The 16,595-nt window shown below is 65.1% G+C and carries 12 protein-coding genes and 2 pseudogenes; 6 read left to right on the top strand and 8 right to left on the bottom strand.

Annotation, left to right across the window (positions count from 1 at the left end):
- Positions 1 to 8 precede the first annotated feature (8 nt).
- Positions 9 to 503, bottom strand: a pseudogene (locus tag ACV7NQ_RS39815) (GrpB family protein); the annotation flags it as partial.
- A 335-nt stretch (positions 504 to 838) separates the two neighbouring features.
- Here ACV7NQ_RS39815 and ACV7NQ_RS39820 point away from each other — a divergent pair.
- The 5 genes and pseudogenes from ACV7NQ_RS39820 to ACV7NQ_RS39840 all read left to right on the top strand — a co-directional run bounded on the left by ACV7NQ_RS39820 (position 839) and on the right by ACV7NQ_RS39840 (position 4,786).
- Complete coding sequence (locus ACV7NQ_RS39820; RefSeq protein WP_463364231.1) at positions 839 to 1,444, top strand: DUF4145 domain-containing protein; 606 nt, start codon at positions 839 to 841, stop codon at positions 1,442 to 1,444.
- Positions 1,445 to 1,916: 472 nt separating this feature from the next.
- Complete coding sequence (locus tag ACV7NQ_RS39825) at positions 1,917 to 2,906, top strand: tyrosine-type recombinase/integrase (protein ID WP_463364232.1); 990 nt, start codon at positions 1,917 to 1,919, stop codon at positions 2,904 to 2,906.
- A 118-nt stretch (positions 2,907 to 3,024) separates the two neighbouring features.
- Positions 3,025 to 3,642 (top strand): annotated as a pseudogene (locus ACV7NQ_RS39830) (group II intron maturase-specific domain-containing protein); the annotation flags it as partial.
- 170 nt (positions 3,643 to 3,812) lie between these two features.
- Complete coding sequence (locus ACV7NQ_RS39835; protein WP_463364233.1) at positions 3,813 to 4,466, top strand: hypothetical protein; 654 nt, start codon at positions 3,813 to 3,815, stop codon at positions 4,464 to 4,466.
- A gap of 92 nt (positions 4,467 to 4,558) precedes the next feature.
- Complete coding sequence (locus ACV7NQ_RS39840; RefSeq protein WP_463358545.1) at positions 4,559 to 4,786, top strand: hypothetical protein; 228 nt, start codon at positions 4,559 to 4,561, stop codon at positions 4,784 to 4,786.
- A 241-nt stretch (positions 4,787 to 5,027) separates the two neighbouring features.
- On the opposite strand, the gene ACV7NQ_RS39845 is transcribed toward ACV7NQ_RS39840, so the two are convergent.
- The 7 genes from ACV7NQ_RS39845 to ACV7NQ_RS39875 all read right to left on the bottom strand — a co-directional run bounded on the left by ACV7NQ_RS39845 (position 5,028) and on the right by ACV7NQ_RS39875 (position 13,683).
- A complete protein-coding gene (locus ACV7NQ_RS39845) occupies positions 5,028 to 6,494 on the bottom strand; it encodes a hypothetical protein (RefSeq protein WP_463358546.1) in 1,467 nt (488 codons plus the stop codon).
- A gap of 189 nt (positions 6,495 to 6,683) precedes the next feature.
- Positions 6,684 to 7,013 carry a helix-turn-helix domain-containing protein gene (locus ACV7NQ_RS39850; protein ID WP_463358547.1) on the bottom strand — a complete coding sequence of 110 codons (330 nt, stop codon included), beginning with the start codon at positions 7,011 to 7,013 and terminating at the stop codon, positions 6,684 to 6,686.
- A complete protein-coding gene (locus tag ACV7NQ_RS39855) occupies positions 7,010 to 8,131 on the bottom strand; it encodes a tyrosine-type recombinase/integrase (RefSeq protein ID WP_463358548.1) in 1,122 nt (373 codons plus the stop codon). Before ACV7NQ_RS39855 ends, ACV7NQ_RS39850 begins: the two co-directional genes overlap by 4 nt.
- Before the next feature lie 137 nt (positions 8,132 to 8,268).
- The gene (locus tag ACV7NQ_RS39860) at positions 8,269 to 9,030 is read right to left on the bottom strand and encodes an ATP-binding protein (protein ID WP_463361311.1); all 762 of its coding nucleotides are present in this window, start codon (positions 9,028 to 9,030) and stop codon (positions 8,269 to 8,271) included.
- A complete protein-coding gene (istA, locus tag ACV7NQ_RS39865; protein WP_463365817.1) occupies positions 9,027 to 10,499 on the bottom strand; it encodes an IS21 family transposase in 1,473 nt (490 codons plus the stop codon). Before istA ends, ACV7NQ_RS39860 begins: the two co-directional genes overlap by 4 nt.
- Before the next feature lie 576 nt (positions 10,500 to 11,075).
- A complete protein-coding gene (locus ACV7NQ_RS39870) occupies positions 11,076 to 11,648 on the bottom strand; it encodes a hypothetical protein (protein ID WP_463364234.1) in 573 nt (190 codons plus the stop codon).
- 1,309 nt (positions 11,649 to 12,957) lie between these two features.
- Positions 12,958 to 13,683: a GntR family transcriptional regulator gene (locus tag ACV7NQ_RS39875; protein ID WP_463364235.1), complete on the bottom strand. Its 726-nt coding sequence runs from the start codon at positions 13,681 to 13,683 to the stop codon at positions 12,958 to 12,960.
- Positions 13,684 to 13,736: 53 nt separating this feature from the next.
- On the opposite strand from ACV7NQ_RS39875, the gene ACV7NQ_RS39880 reads away from it, so the two are divergent.
- Positions 13,737 to 16,589, top strand: a complete 2,853-nt coding sequence (locus ACV7NQ_RS39880; RefSeq protein WP_463364236.1) for an FAD-binding and (Fe-S)-binding domain-containing protein — start codon at positions 13,737 to 13,739, stop codon at positions 16,587 to 16,589.
- The last annotated feature ends 6 nt before the right edge of the window (positions 16,590 to 16,595 follow it).

A 16,595-nucleotide genomic window follows, 5' to 3' on the forward strand; every position in this document is an offset into this window, starting at 1 on the left:
GCCGACAGTCAGTCAGTGCTGAGCTCGCCCCCGGGTCGGAGCGCTTCTGCGATGAATTCGGCTTTGGCGTTCGTATATGTCTCGCGGTCGTGTCGGTACTGGTCGGCCAACCGCAGTTTCAGGTGTTCATACTCTTTGGCCAGCTGCTCGTCGCGCCTCAGCGCGTCGCGGAAGGCAATCTGCTCGGACCAACGCGGGTGACCGGATGTGATCAAGTGCAGGTGCGCGTTTCGGTGCTGTCCGGTGGCGTCTGGCTTGACGAAGAAACGACGCCAAGGCCGACCATCCAACTCTGGCGGCACATAACACCATCCGCCAGCGGTGAGTCGGTCCGCCGCCTGGACGATCACGGCATCGACATCGTTCACCGACGCCATGAGGTCGATGATCGGCTTGGCAGCCAGCCCGGGAACCGCCGTCGACCCAACATGCTCGACACCATCAACCAACCACGGCGCCAACAGCTCGATCAACCGGGCCCGCTCGGTCTCCGCCCACTCAGCCCATCGAGATCGTGCGGATGCACCTGCGCTTCCTCATACGCCCACGGGGGAACAGCCTCGCTCATAAAGCCACGCTAACGCGAACGACCCACACAGAACGACCGCCGCAGCGTCGATCGACCGAGAATCAACTCCAGCATCACCCTGGCGCGGCCGAAAAGGCGCGCGCCTTTGCAGATATCACCGACCGGCTCGTCTGGCACGTCCTGGCCTGTCGCTACACGAGCAGCAACCAGCATCGCAGTCGGGAGCTCCGCATCGGGTTAGGTGCTCCGACACCGACAGATTGATCGAGATCCGACATCTACGACTGTTACGGGTGTTAGGTTCGCTCGATGGGAGCCCTCGAACTTGTTGCGTCGCTGGTCAACTCACTCGGGTGGCCGATCAGCGCGGCTGTCATCGTGGCTCTGCTGCGCAAGTCCATACAGGGGTTACTGCAACGAGTGGGAGACCAGCTTCCCCGCGCAACCAAGATGAGCATGGGCGCCGGTTCCTGGCAGATCGCCCTGGACATGGCAGAGAAGATCCGCCAGGAGGAAGAAGACGCGCAGCCAGCAGGGCGGCTCGGTTCCGAGCAAGCCGACCAAGACTCGTCCAAGGCCCGACAGGTCCTGGAGATCGATCCGGAAGCTGCCGTGATGATGGCCTTCGCGAATGTCGAACTCGCCGCACGCGAAGCATGCAGCCGCGCCGACCTCATCGAGCCAGGCAGCCGACGTGCCCGCAGCATGACCGAGATCATGTTCATGCTCGAACAGGAGGGACAGATCAGCAAGTCGGTTGCCTCCGGAATTCGCCTGATCCAACATCTCCGAAACCAAGCAGCGCACAAAACAGGGCCGGTTACCTACGTCGAGGCCAGCATGGCCATAACACTCGCCGGCGAAGTTGAGCGGTCGCTATGGCGAATTGCGCCAACCGATTCGGACGCCCAATAGCGACCATTCAGGCCCCTGGCACGCCTCGCCGCACAACACGAAGAAGTCCCGCGACACCGCATCGCCGTCAACTCGAACGCAAACGTCACCCACCTGTCGCCGACATGGCAGAAGATCATCGGGCCCTGCTGACACAGCACGCGATAGTGACGTCAGTCACAGATGTTCCAAGATTATTCGCAACACGAGCAGCAACCAGCGTCTCAAACTCCACATCCGAAACCGCCCCCCGCTCAAACGCAACACGAACCTAACTGCACACGGTCACTGCGGAGACAAGTCACTGTTTCGCTGTCGCGACCTTGCTCGACTGGTATCGCGACGGCGGCGATGTCCAAGCCCGACTGCCGTTGCTGTCTACCTGGCTCGGTCACGTCGACCCAAAATCGACCTACTGGTATCTCCAGCACGACCCGGAATTGCTTCTGTTGGCAGCCGGGCGACTCGAACAACACCTGTTCGGGGACCCGTCATGAGCCCGCTGGCACCGATCCTGCAAGGATTCTTCACCAACAAGCTGATCCGGCAACACCAAGCCAGCCCCCACACCATCGCCGCCTACCGCGACACCTGCCGCCTGCTCCTCGGATTCGCCTCCCGGCGAACCGGGACATCGCCCGCCGTCATGGATTTCGCGGTCCTGGACGCACCGATGATCATCGCGTTCCTGCAGCACCTCGAAACCGAGCGGCGCAACACCGTCACCACCCGCAACACGCGGTTGGCGGCGGTCCGGTCGCTGTTCGGATACGCGGCGCTGCACGCACCGGAGCACGCCGAACAGATCAGCCGGGTGCTGGCCATCGCACCCAAACGCGCCGACCGCGCGATCGTCTGCTTCCTGACCGCCGAGGAAACCGACGCGTTGCTCGCCACACCCGACCACGCCACCCGACTCGGCCGCCGCGACCACACGCTGCTGCTGGTGGCCTGCCAAACCGGGCTGCGGGTGTCCGAGCTGATCGCCCTCACCCGAGGCGACGTCGGTCTCGGTCACGGAGCCCACCTCACCTGCCGAGGGAAGGGACGAAAAGATCGGGCGACCCCGCTGACCAAACAAACCGTCGCCGCGCTGAGGGACTGGCTCACCGAAAACACCGGCGAACCAACCGACCCGCTGTTCACCACCGGGACGGGTCGCGCGCTCACGCGGGGCGCCGTCGCCAAGCTCGTCGCCAAACACGCCGCCCACGCCGCCGACACCTGCGCGACCATCGCCGCGAAGAACGTCACCCCGCACACCCTGCGGCACTCCGCGGCGATGGCCCTGCTGCACGCCGGGGTCGACACCTCGGTCATCGCACTGTGGATGGGCCACCAGGACCCTTCCTCGACACAGGCCTACCTGCACGCCGACATGACGATCAAGGAACAAGCCCTCGCCCGCGTCCAACCCCACGACACCAAACCCGGCCGCTACCACGCCCCCGACACCCTGCTCGCCTTCCTCGACCAGCTATAGCCGAACCTCGCAACGACCCCGGAATTATGTCGACCAACCAACCACCAAAACCGCCCTCACCAGCACCTACACCACCACGGTCAACATAATTCCCCGGTCAACATAAGCCGACGACGCGGTCGTGCACTGCACCACCGAACGTCAGGCCCGCCAGGTTCTGGCGGCACTGCAGGAACGGATGGAGGAGGTCGGGCTTGCTCTGCACCCGGCCAAAACCAAGATCGTCTACTGCCGGGACGCGAACCGGCGCCAACAGTACGGCGTCACGCAGTTCACGTTCCTGGGGTTCACGTTCAGGTCTCGCACGGCACGGACGAGGAACGGCGGCACCTTCATGTCGTTCCAGCCCGCGATCAGCAAGGAAGCCTTGAAGAAGATCAGTGGTGTGGTTCGCTCCTGGCGGCTTCACCATCGGATCGGCTCGACCTTCGCTCAACTGGCCAAAGCGATCAATCCGGTCGTGAGCGGCTGGATGCGGTACTACGGAGCGTTCTATCCCTCCGCGCTTCATCCCCTCCTGACGCGTATCAACTCCTACCTGGTGCGCTGGATCCGCAGCAAGTATCGACGGTTGAAACCGGTCAAGAAGGCGCGACGCGCCTACAAAAGCGCGGTCCGCGCTTACCCCGCCATGTTCCGACACGGGGATTTCGGTTACTTGCTGGCAGACAACAGCCGCCGGCCGCTGAGCAAAGTCAGGGCAGGCGAACGACTCAGTGGACGTGGTTTCACCTGAGACACAGGCGAATTGACATCCGCAGTGTCGCCGCAGCCGTCTTGACGGGAGCGACTGAGCGAACTGGTTCGAGGAGGGATGGCACCGAAATAGCCGAGGTCGACACGAAGATCAGCGCGTACCCTCGTGGCAGGGGACTGACACGCGGATCGGTTGGTCAGGAATTCGGCATGGACGACAACGTCGCCCGCCGTCGTGCCCGCGGCACTCGCTCACCAGAGGTCATCGAACGACTTCAACGCTCTCGCACACGAATCCGGGCCCGCCGGAATGCTGCCCGCAAACGGGAGAAGGCCGTCACCGGGGCCGTGCAGGAGTACATCGCGGCCTGGCAAGCAATCACGACCATCGAGCAGGCGCGCGATGACAACATCGCCGCGCTCGAGCAGCAGATCACGGCAGTGCGGGAACGCGCTGCCACCGAAACCGCTGAGCATCAACATCGTCAAGCGGTGGCCGCCGTGACGATCCGCGAGCAAGGCAACACCGACGACGATGTCGCCGACCTGCTCGAAATCACCCCGAAGCGGGCCCGCCAGCTGATCGCCGCCGCCAATGACGCCACGAAGACAGACGCCACCGCCAGGCGCTCAACTGACGACAGTGGGAAGCCCGTCGCCGCGAACCCGCGCTCCGAGGGTGCACGTACCGTCGCCGCGGAGCCTGTCCGCACGGCAACTGATGCAGCTCAACGGGTATCTCGTGGCGGGGAGGCTGCGCAGACCGGCGAGATCCATACTGACCCTCCGCCAGTTCGGCTCTGTCAACGGTCACCGGGAAAACCGGGTGGGTGGACAGCTAGCGTCCGGGCTGGTGGACATTAGTTCTCCGGATCGGCGGCCATTGGTTGTCCGGGTGGGTGGCCGTCGGCGGTCCGGGGTTTCCGCGTTGTGTGAGGTGGTGCATTGTGGTGGTCGTGTCTGACATCCGCCTGGCAACTGCCGATGCCGTCGAACTCGCCGAGATGCTGATGTTTCTCGATGATTGGCTGGCGAATGCTGGTCCGGCCGTTGCGGAATCGCTGGCCGGGGTCGTCGGGTCCGATACCTACTCGATCGAGCTGTTGCGCGTCGATCTGGGCCGGTTCGCGTTCCTGTTCGGCGGCAGCCGCGGCGAGCCGATGTTCGACGGTGAGCCGTTCTAGCCGCGGGCCGCGGCGCTGGAGGTGCTGGGTCAGGCCAAGGCGACCACCCCCTTGCCGGCGAGCGCTTCGGCCAAGCGGTGGGAATCACCTGTGGTGAGCACGAGATGCGCGTGGTGGAGCAGGCGAAAGCGCGCGGGTTCGCCGATTCTCGGTGGTGGTATGCGATGAACCCGTGCGTGGTCGGGTGGTGTGTGGTCGAAGCGGGTCGGGTTCGCGGATGTGGGCGGTCGTCGGCGGGTTGTTACCGGGGTGTGGTGGAGCGGCGTTCGGGGTGGGCTGCTTGGACGTAGGTGATGGCGGTCTTGGCGGTTATGCCGAAGACGCGCATGAGGTGGACGGGGTCGGCGGTGTGTGCGGCTTCGTCGAGGATGCGGTCGCGGCGGAGTTGGGATGGGGTGAGACCGAGCCGCTCGAAGATGATGTCGATGACCCGGTGGGAGACGGGTGGGAGCGTGGCATCGGCTGCGGTCACCTGGCTGACCAGCAGGTGGGGGTTGGAGGTTCGGCTCCAGAGGCGCCGCCGCTGGTGTAGCCAGTCGAGCGCGAGGGTGTGGGTGAGTTCGTCGAGGTAGACGGTGTGGTGTCGGGTTTGTCGTCGAACCAGCAGCCGTCCGGCGGATAGGTCGAGATCGTTCAGTTGCAGGTGGGTGGTTTCTTGTTTGCCCAGGCCGTGGATGGCGATGAGGGCGACGACGAGTTTGGCCATCTGCCCTTCGGTGCGGTCGATGAGACCGTGCAGGCGGTCGGTGGGAATCGGGACGGGCAGGCGACGCATCGCGGTCAGGGTGATCCCGCGGGTGGGATCGCGGAAGATGCGTCGTTCTTGTTTGAGGGCGCGGAACAGGCTGTGCAGGGCCGAGAGCAGGTTGCGGGCTGTGACGGGTGGTTGCCGGTCGAGGGCGGATTGGATGTCGGGACCGGTGATCTCACGCAGGCTGGTGACGGACTCGGTCCAGATGGCCAGCGTCGGCCGCAGGCAGTTCAGGTAGGAGCGGATCGTGGCGAAGGGGAATTGTGGGTGTGGTCGGCGTCCTTCGCCACGCAGAACACTTATCCAGCAACCGATTTCATCGGCGAGGGCATCGGGAAGGGTGTCGATGCGCTGCTGGATGGCCCGTTCGATGGTGTCGCCTTGGCGGGCGGGGTCGGCGATGACCATGCCGTGAGCGTCGAGGAACTGCAGGACGCGTCGGATGGCGGAATTGGGGCGGTGGTCGGCGACCGCACGGATGTCGGCTTCGGGGATGGGGGCGGCTGCGCCGAGCCAGCCCAGCAGGACCCGCAAGGTCATCGCCCCGGCGTTGCGGGGCATCGGACCCCACCCGTGGTTTCGTGCGTGCTGCTGGAACTCCTCGAGCAGGGCTGTGGCTGCCGGTGTCAGCTCAGGCAGGGCATTGGGGGAACCGACGGTGAAGCGACTCCAGTCTCGACGGGCGTCGAACAGCATGATCTGCGTGGGGTCGAGCAGGTGAGGTGATATCGATGGCGCGGGAGGCCGTGGGGTCAGCCGCCGTCGTTGCTGCGGGGTCGGCACCAGGTCGGGGAAGGGTTTTCCCGTTGCGGCACTTGGGTTTTTCCACTTCGCGGGCAGAACGATCGGGGTGGCCCGAAACGAGCGCAGTTCCGGCAGGATCAGCGTGAGTTGCGTCGGGCGGCCGGGCACGGGATCGAGCAGCCATCCGGGATCGTCGACACGCAGGACTTGCAAGCACGAGCGGCAGAGTCCCTCGTCGCTGACATGGTTGCGATGCCGACATCGCAAGCACGGCTTGCATTCTGGGAAGGCGCGGCGCCATTTCCCGCAGGGGGCGCAGGTGGTGTATTGCCGTCTCTCGCCCCAGCCCAGGCAGACCGGGCACTGCCCGATCGGCCAGTTCCTCGGTGTCGCTGTCACGGGTCAGTTCGGCGGCATCGATCGTTTGGTCCCGCCGCGGCGGGCGGTCGGTCGCACGGGTTCATCCGTCCCACCGACGGCCCGATTGGTTTGCCGCTCTTGCTCATTGGCGGTCGTGAGGGGCTCGGCTTCCAGGAGATCGGCGACCGTGCACTGCAGTGCGGCGCATATCTTGTCCAGGTCATCGAGCCTGACCGTGGTGGGTTTGTTGCTCCAGAGGGCGGCGACTTTGCTCAGCGATGGCGTGAAGCCGACCTCGGCGAATACGGTCATCAGCTCGCTGGGCCGCCAGATGTCGCGTTTGGCCGCGGCCCAGCGCAGGTTCCATTTCATCGCAGGGTTCCTTTGTCCATGACGAGTCGTTGCACCGCTCTCCCGGCTGCTGCCAGGCTCGCGGTTTCCGGGTCGGCGTGTGCGGTGGCCAGGTAGGAAACAGTGGTGGTCGGGCGATCGTGTCCCAATAATTTCTGTACTTCCCAGAGCGACATTCCCCGCTCGTAGTTGTGGGTTGCGCAGGCATGTCGGAGTAGATGTGGATGCAGCTCGGTCACTGGGCCGGTGAGAAACCGGCGGCCGACGGCTTTCAGTGCCCGCCGGAACGTCGACGGGGTGACCGCGATGCCGGGGGTGGCCAGATTCAACGCGGCGACGGCCTGCGGGATCCGCTCGGACGGGAACAGTGGGGCTTCGGAATCGTCTGGGTCGTCGCAGAATTCGGCGCGGACTTCCTCGATATACCACCACAACAGCGCCCGGCCTTCCTCGAACAGATAAGCCTCGCGTTGGCGAGGCCCGGATCCGCGAGCTCCCTTGCCGTGCACCAGGAATCGGCCCCATTGACCGGACTCCCAGTGAACGTCGCCGATCCTCACCGAGCACAGCTCGGCGGCGCGAACGCCGGAGATGTAGGTGAGCTTGCCCATGACGTAGTCGCGGCGGGCGATCGCCGGCTTGCGCGACTGCGGCAGCGATTCCCGCCAGCGGCCGAAGAATTCGCGTGTCGCCCGCTGGGACGGCGGTATCCGCAGCCCGAAGTCGCCGCGATGGGTCGGCCGGTTGAACGGGTCGATCGGCGACTCCACGCCGACGCCGTAGTTGCGGGCGATCTCACCGGCATACCGCTGCTCGAGGAAGGCGAAGTAGCTGTCGATCAGGGTCATCTTGCGGCGCACCGTCGAGCGTGCCCGCTTGCCGACACCCGCGAAGTACTTGTCGACTTGGCGTGGGGTCAGTTGCCACGGCACCAAACCGTAGTACTGGCAGATCTCGATGATCGGCTTGGTCAGCCCATCCAGCGTGGCAGCAGCCAAACCCGCTGTGTCCCTGGCCCATTGATACTCAGCGACTGTATCCAGGAAGAAACTCTGCTCGTCGTCGGCAGTAACCTCGGCGGCCTTGCGCCGCTGGAGCGTGACAACATCTGCTAGCCCCGGCTCGAGGATCGGTTCCACAGACGTTTCATCGCCATCGGGCGTGGCCGCCGGAACGAGCGACAGTGGGCGTGTCCCGGAATCCGGCATGGTGTCGCAGATTACAGCAGCTGCTCCAGGATTCCTGTAATAACTCGCAGATTGCCGGATATGTCTGATCAGGCCATCGAACGGGCCGAGAGCTGCTGAGATGCGTTGACACCAGCGAAATCCGGTTGAAGGAACCCGCACCTACTCCGGTTATCGACAGTGGCTGTGGCCAGGGTCTTGGGCATGATGGTGTCGAAACCGGACGGATGAATATTGCTTGTTACCGCGATAGACCGCCGCTCGTATGCTGCATCGATCACCCGGTAGAACGCTTCGGCGGCGTCGGCGCCGACCGGCAGCATGCCGATGTCATCGACCACGATCAGATCACAGCTGCAGATGCGGGCGACCGCGCGAGCGATCGACCCGTCGACCTTGGCTTTGCCGATCGTGGCGGTCAGCGACTCGAGGGTGAACCACGACACCCTCAGATCGTTCTCGATCGCCGAATGCGCGAGCGCTTCGACGAAGTGACTCTTTCCAGTACCCGATGGTCCAGCGACAGCTAAATTCTCTTGTCGCCCAACCCATTCCAGGGTAGCAAGCGCGTTCTGAGTGGCCTCGGTGATAGTGGACTCCTCCGGCCGCCAGGACGAAAATGTCTTGCCAGTTGGGAAATTCGCCGTCTTGCGTCGCATCCGCCGGGTCGCCGAGTCGCGGCCGGTGACCTCTTCGGCGAGTAGCACCCGCAGCACTTCGGCGGGGTCCCAGCGTTGGGCGCGGGCGGTGGCGAGCACGTCGGGTGCGGCCTTGCGCAGATAGGGCAGGCGCATCCGGCGGCAGATCTTGTCCAGCTCTTCCGGCAGCGCCGGTGGCCTCGGGTGGCTCATGCGCCGAACCTTTCCCAGTTACTGGTGCCCGGCTGCGCCGAGTGCGTCTCGTCGGCGCGCGTCTCGTCGGTGAGGCGAGAGAACTTCGCGAGGTGATCGAGGATCGCGGCCAGGTCGCCGTCGTCGAAGCGGCCCGCGACCGCAGCTACCCCGAGTGCTTCCTCGACCGCCTCTGAGCTAGTGAGGGCGGCCAACTCGAGGGCGCGGGTCATTTTCGCGCGGATCCTCGACACCCCGGAGGCTGAAGCCTCGACCAGCCAGCGGTGCGCGCCCTCGCCGAGTTCGAGGAACGCGATCTCCTCGACGGTGCGGGGCCGTAGTTTCCGCACCCGCGGCAGATCACCGCCGACGTGGTGCGGATAGTGCTCATCGAGGATGCGCGGGTTCCCTGGCGTCGAGAGCCGGTGCCGCGCGATCTCAGCCAACCCGGCCGGGGTCGGCCCGGTGATCACCAACTCCTCACCGGCAACCCGGCACCAGACTTTCCTGCCTTGGTGCCCGTCCGGGGTCGAATACCGCACCGACCCCCATCGGATCGTTTGATCGTCGGTGACCAGGCGTTCCTCACCGAGCGCCATCGCATGCGGCTCGGCGGGCAGCACATGCAGATGCTCACGTTCGATCCCCAGCCGGATCACCGGCGCCACGCCGGTCTCGCGGTGCGGGCGGGCGTTGATCCGCTCGCACCACGCCCAGCACGCGTCGGCCAGATCGGTGAACGTCGCATACTCCGCCAACAGGTTCGCCGTGGTCGGCACCAGATCGGCCTTGGCGATCTTCACCGTGTGTTCCGCCCCGCCCTTGGATTCCGGGTCGAACGGCTCACACGTCTCTACCTTGCAGCCGTAATGTCTTCCGGCAGCAATGATTTCGGGATGCCGCACCGGAATCCCCGCGATCCGGTCCACCGTCACGGTTCTCGGGTTGTCGGTCAGCAAATACGTTGGCGCACCACCGATCCGGCGCAACGTCACGTCCACACCTAGCACCAACGAACCCAGGGTTTGATCCCACGACGGGATCACCACCCGGAATCGTGACCACGCCAGCCACGCGCAGAACAACTGCGTGCGCCGACCCGCCACCCGCGGGCCCTCACCCCAGTCGAACTGCAACCACATCCCCGGCTCCGGCAGCCACGGCCGGTATTTTCTGCGGTGCCCGGTCTTGAACGCCGCTTTCGCCCTTGCGACCGCGCGCCGCGTGCTGCGGTCGGTGCCGGTGAACCCCATCGCCGTCAGCCGCTGATGCACCACATCCGCACGCACCCGGCCCCCGGACTTGTCCACCCATTCCTCGATCTTTCCCATGAACGGGTCTATCGCCCGCGGTCGCCGCAGCTTTGCCAGCGGGTCGTGGCCCGAGTCGCGGACCGCGACATACCGGGCCACCGTCTTCTCGTCCACACCCGCCAGCTCCGCGGCCGAATGCGCGCAGCGTGTTAAGTCGAACGCTTCCAGAATCTCCATGATCTCCCTGTCAGACTTGGTCAACGGGATCCCTTCGACGCGTCAGTTGGTTTGGCTCAGCAACCAAAACTCAACTCGCTCGAAGGGATCCCGTTTCGCATTTGCTCAGGCGTGTCCCGCAGACCTCGGATGTCCGCCCACCCGGAGAAATCATGTCCGCCGACCCGGAGCCAAATGTCCGCCCAACCGGATTATTACGTGTCCGCTAGCAGGCTCCCCGAATGACGGCATCGCCCCAACGACATAGAGGCGCTGCCCGGCTCGGCATGATCCTGTGTTCGATCGCGTAGGGCCGGATTTGCCGTGGGATGTGGACCAGCCTCGTGCCCTACTCAGCGGGTTTGTCGTCCGTCCACGAGTCACGAGTACGGATTCTTGTTGCGTTCCTCCAGCCGAGCTGTGCAATCTGGGCAGAGCATCCCACCTGGACCCGCGGGGTTCTCGGCGCACAGGTTGCATAGCCGGGCATCGTCGTCGCTGACCGCGTGATCGTCACGAGGTGAATCGACAGCTCCCCGGATCCAGGACCCGCCGGTTCGTCCGGCTCTTCTGCGGGTCGCCCTACACCCTCAGCTGTCAGATGTTGGCGTAATCTCCAGCGTTCCACACAATCCAGGTGAACTGATGTGGAGGCATCGCCTGCCGGACAGGCACATTCGGGGCGGGCTGGTAGGGCCAGAAGCACAGACCGCACCGATGGCAGCACTGGCCCGCGCTCCAGACGGCGGCTGCTGCCGGTCGCCCACGTGCGATCCGGTTGTTTCGCCTTGTACGTCGGATCGCGGTGCCGAACGCGATCGCTGACGGCGTTGCGAAGATCAGGAGGACCCCCACCGCCACCGCGATGGCAACCGATGTTGCCCACACTGTCGGCTCGCTGGCCCCTGGTGGCCGCTCATTCACCGAAATGATGGCCGGAATTATGGCGCCAAAGAAGGGGATCGACATCAGCAAGCCCAGCGCGACCAATCGCCCTGACGTGCGTTGCGGCGGTGACAAAGGAAGCGCTCGGGCAAGGTTCGAGGTGTGGACACGTTCGATCGTCGCTGAGCCGACCACAGGGACGATGCCGCTGGATGCGATGCCTACGCCGGTGTAGTAGTCGATGCCGGTCGTCGTATGGACCCCCGTCGCGCGGATCGCGGGCACGCTTTGGACACAATCTATGAGCCCGCAAGTGGGGCAGGATATATCGAGGTCCATGCCTACGTCCCCTCCCGACGTGGTCGCGCCGCGGTGACGTCTGCCGCGCACAAGCGTCTCGGCTGATGTCCGGTACTGCGGCGAAAGCTCCCTTAATGGAACACGGCGCGCGGTCAGATGTCGAGGGGTACGGTGACCAGCGCGTCTCGTCGAAACGATGCGATGCCTCATCGGGCTTCCTCTCTATTGGATACTGCGGGTATGGATGCGATGGCCGCGCGACGTCGAGATGGGCAACTTCGGTCAGCCGATCCGTGGCATCGCGGCGCGGTGCACGGGGGTGCCGATCGGATGGCGCGCCGCGCCGCGCGTCGAGGTTGTGGATGGCCGGTTCGATCGACACCGTGCGGGCGGGGCTGAGAAGGTCCGTCGAGGGGCGCTATTGGGTACTGACGCCGTCAGTACAGGCGCGTTTTGTTGACGGCGTCAGTAGCAGGAAGGTACGGTTTTGTTCGCCAAACACAGCGAAATCGCTTGAGATGGCTGTTACTGCAGGTAGAGGGCCCGGTTCACCTGGCTAATCCCTGGTCTCGTGAGGCAGGGGTTCGGGGTTCGATTCCCCTAGGGCCACCGCGATCCCTGTTCACCGACCATTTACGCCCACGGGGAGTTGGCCACAAACTCGTCGAGGCTGGCTGGTCCGGGCTCAACACTTCTCCATCCGCGGCGCACCAAGCCGGCAGCTCCTAATTTGGTTAGCGCCGTGTAGCCCGCCGTACTGCCGACGCCGGCGGCCGCGAAGACGTCAACCGGAGTCGTGAGGCCATGTTCAGCTATCTGCTCCTACACCACACGACAGCTTCGGCCGAGGATCCTCCATGCTTCATGAACTGGTCTTTCAGGGTCCTTCCCAAGTCTGGGATTGGCGGCGAAGTCGTCGAGGCTGATCGGCCCGAGCTCAACATGTTGATGTGATCGGTTGATCAGACCGGCTGCCGCCAATTTCGCGATGGCCTCGTATCCGCGGCTGCTGTACACCCCAGCAGCTGCGATTACATCGAGGGGAACTGTCAGTCCGTGCTCGGCGATTTGCTCATACACGGCCTTGCAGCGCGGTCCGAGGATCGTCCATGCCTCGTGTGTCGGGGCTGCCGGTAGCCGTAGCGGACGTCCCTGGGTGAAGTACCGCGGAACTGCCAACGAAGCGGAGATACAGAGGGCGAACTGGCGATTCCGCTGGTCAACGCCACTGTAGTTCTGTTGCCTTTCCCGTCGACGATCTGGAGGCTGGGTCCGTCGGTGGATCAGGCGCTCATTAGACGGCGGCGGCCCAGATTTCTTCGGCGCACAAGTCGGTGTCGTAACCGCGAATTGCTTGTGTAACAAGGAGTTTGCCGGTGCTGACCAGGTGGGCGCGCATTGCTGCCTCGGCGGCAAGGGGGTCGCCGGCAACGATGGCATCGATGATCGGTGTGTGTTCGTCGTCGATGTCGTTGAGTGTTCTGGTTTGGTCCGCCGTGGATGCGCCCAGCAGACGGGTGGCCTCGCGTACGGATTTGACGATCGCGCGGGACCGGGTGTTGCCGGCCGCGTCGAGGATGAGATCGTGTAGCAGCAGATCGTGTTGGGCGAATAGGTTCTCGTTGCCGTGGGTCGCAGCGGTTTGCATCAGGCGGCGCTGTTCGAGAAGGGCTTGTCCCAGCGTCGGGTTCGCGGTGGCGGCTGCCCTGCGCACAGCGGGCAGTTCGAGTGCGAGGCGGATCGCGAAGATCTCGGCGATCTCCTTGGGCTCGGGGAGCAGGACCCGGAAGCCCTGTCTGGCCTCGAACTTGATGAGCCCGACTTCTTCGAGTCGGAGCAGCGCGTCGCGTACCGGGGTGCGGGAGATGCCGAGCGCCTCCGCGAGTTGGTAGGCGGAGTACTTCACTCCGGGCTTCATGCGACCCTGGTCGATCGCGGTACGAATGGCAGCGATCGCCTGTTCCATGCGCCGCCCTGGCGACGAGGCGAGCGGTTCGAGGTCGAGCACTTCATCTGCCACGGTCCTCACTGTAACAAGTTACCCCCATCCGTAGCATGCTAGGAACCGGTAGCATGCTACGAATGATCCCTGCCGAATCTCTGGCCGCTGAGCTGCGCCGCTCGGGGGTGCGTGATGTTCTCTGCGATGACACCACCCGCGCGGCCTATTCGTCCGATGCCTCTCTGTACCGGGTGCGGCCACTGGTCGTGGCCCGTCCCCGCCATGCTGAGGAGATCGCGGCGGTGCTGGCGCTGTGCCGCCGCGAACGGGTGCCGCTGACCTCGCGCGGTGGCGGCACCTCGGTGGCGGGAAATGCGGTGGGAACCGGCGTGATCCTCGACTTCAGCCGACACATGAACCGGGTGCTCTCGGTCGATCCCGAGACGCGGACAGCAAAGGTGGAGTCGGGGACGGTTCAGGTTGTTCTGCAGCAAGCCGCCGCCGCGCACGGGCTGAGATTCGGTCCGGACCCGTCGACGTTCACCCGCTGCACGGTCGGGGGGATGATCGGCAACAATGCCTGCGGCTCCCGCACCCTGGGCTACGGACGGACCTCTGACAATGTGCTGGGTGTGCACGTGCTGACCGGCACCGAGGAGTCACTGCGACTGGGAGCGATGCGGGACGGGTTGGGCCCTGCGACTGTCAACGCACCGGTGCTGTCGGATTTGCGGGAAATCATTCGCGGCGGACTAGGGACGATCCGCACCGAACTCGGCCAGTTCGGCCGCCAAGTGTCCGGGTACGCGCTCGAGCATCTGCTGCCGGAGAACCGCTTCGACGTCGCGCGGATGCTGGTCGGCAGCGAAGGTACCCTCGCGGTCGTGACCGAGGCCACGGTCCGGTTGGTTTCCGAACCCGCGCATCGGGTGCTGGTGGTACTCGGATATCCCGACATCGCGGCCGCCGGGGACGCGGCCCCTCAGGTGTTGACTTTCGAGCCCACGGCGTGCGAGGGCATCGACTCACGGATCGTGGCGGTCGTGCGTGAGCGACGCGGCCCGGACGCAGTGCCGCCATTGCCGGGTGGGGAGGCGTGGTTGTTCGTCGAGGTCGTCGGCGATGACCTGGGCGCGACGATCGCAAAGGCTGAGCAGGTCGGCAGAGAGTGCGCCGCCATGGACAGTCTCGTGGTCAACGACGTCGCGCGCGCCGCGCAGCTGTGGCGGATCCGCGCGGACGGCGCCGGCCTGGCGGGGCGCAGTCCGGCTGGGCTGCCAGCGCACGCGGGCTGGGAAGACGCTGCCGTGCCCCCGGCCATGCTGGGAAATTATCTACGCGACTTCGACGCGCTGATGGCCGACTACGGTGTGACCGGACTGCCGTACGGACACTTCGGTGACGGGTGCATGCATGTCCGGATCGACCTACCGCTCGACAAGCCAGGCGGTGTGGGAGTTTTCCGTAGCTTCCTGATCGCGGCGAGCAAGCTCGTCGCCGGATATGGCGGCTCCTTGTCCGGTGAGCACGGGGACGGACGTGCCCGCAGCGAGCTGTTGCCGCTGATGTACTCAGCCGATGCGATGGACCTGTTCGCCGCGGTGAAGCACACCTTCGACCCGGACAACATCCTCAACCCCGGTGTACTGGTAGACCCCCGCCCGGTGGACGCGGACCTGCGCATTCCCGCCGCTGCGATGCTGCGCCGTAACCTTGCTCTGGCGTATCACCACGACGGCGGCGACTTCACACAGGCAGTGCACCGCTGTACCGGCGTGGGGAAGTGCCGGGCAGACAACACCGCGACCGGTGAGGTGATGTGCCCGTCTTATCAGGCCACCCGGGAAGAGAAGGACTCGACCCGCGGGCGCGCCCGGGTGCTGCAGGAAATGATCAACGGCACCGATGTCACGGGTGGTTGGCGGTCCCCGGAAGTGCACGAGGCCCTCGATCTGTGTTTGTCGTGCAAGGGATGTTCGTCGGATTGCCCGACCGGCGTCGACATGGCGGCATTCAAATCCGAAGTGCTCCACCAGACTTACCGCGGCCGGATCCGCCCCGCGTCGCATTACTCGCTCGGATGGTTGCCGCGGTGGGCGAGACTGGCCAGCCGTGCGCCAGCCGTGGTGAACGCGACCATGCGGATTCCCGGCATCGGCCCGCTCGCTCTATCGTCGGCCGGGATCGACAAGCGGCGCACTATCCCACCGTTCGCGAAGCAGACATTCCGGTCGTGGTTCCACGCAACCCGCAATGACCGCGCAGTCTCGGGTAATCCGGTGCTGCTGTTCGTCGACACGTTCACCAACTATTTCACTCCGGAGGTAGGGCAAGCCACCGTCAAGGTGCTCGAGGACGCCGGATATCGAGCGCAGTTGACCGCCGAGCAGCAGTGTTGTGGATTGACCTGGATCTCGACCGGCCAGCTCACCGCGGCGAAGAAGATCCTCGGCCGCACCGTCGCCGCGTTGTCCGAACACGTCACCGCAGGTGTCCCGATAGTCGGGATGGAGCCCTCCTGCGTGGGGGTGCTGCGCGCCGACGCCGCCGAACTACTCGGGTCCGCGACGGCCACGCTGGTCGCGGAGAACACCCGAACCCTGGCGGAGTTGCTGACCGAGCGAGGGTGGGAACCGCCGTCGCTCGAAGGGAAAACAGTTGTCGCACAACCGCACTGCCACCACCACTCGGTCATGGGCTGGAGCCCCGATGCGCAACTGCTCGCCAAGGCCGGTGCCCGCGTACAGCGGTTGGGCGGGTGCTGCGGCCTGGCCGGCAACTTCGGCGTCGAAAAGGGGCATTACGAGGTGTCGGTGGCGGTCGCCGAGCAGCAACTGCTCCCGGCCGTCGCCGCGGCCGACGGCGACACCACGATCCTCGCGGACGGGTATTCCTGCCGTACTCAGCTGGCGGACCTGACCGACCGTCGCGGCGATCACCTGGCCCAATTGCTGGCCGCCCAACTCCACATCGATGGCCGGTAGCGGTGG

The sequence above is a fragment of the Nocardia sp. Tas62D01 genome, from assembly GCF_055232035.1.

Bases quoted from the DNA above. Each gene is read 5' to 3' on its own strand.
- ACV7NQ_RS39820 (WP_463364231.1), top strand. From the start codon at position 839: ATGGGAGCCCTCGAACTTGTTGCGTCGCTGGTCAACTCACTCGGGTGG.
- ACV7NQ_RS39825 (WP_463364232.1), top strand. From the start codon at position 1,917: ATGAGCCCGCTGGCACCGATCCTGCAAGGATTCTTCACCAACAAGCTG.
- ACV7NQ_RS39835 (WP_463364233.1), top strand. From the start codon at position 3,813: ATGGACGACAACGTCGCCCGCCGTCGTGCCCGCGGCACTCGCTCACCA.
- ACV7NQ_RS39850 (WP_463358547.1), bottom strand. From the start codon at position 7,013: ATGAAATGGAACCTGCGCTGGGCCGCGGCCAAACGCGACATCTGGCGG.
- ACV7NQ_RS39860 (WP_463361311.1), bottom strand. From the start codon at position 9,030: ATGAGCCACCCGAGGCCACCGGCGCTGCCGGAAGAGCTGGACAAGATC.
- istA (WP_463365817.1), bottom strand. From the start codon at position 10,499: ATGGAGATTCTGGAAGCGTTCGACTTAACACGCTGCGCGCATTCGGCC.
- ACV7NQ_RS39880 (WP_463364236.1), top strand. From the start codon at position 13,737: ATGCTACGAATGATCCCTGCCGAATCTCTGGCCGCTGAGCTGCGCCGC.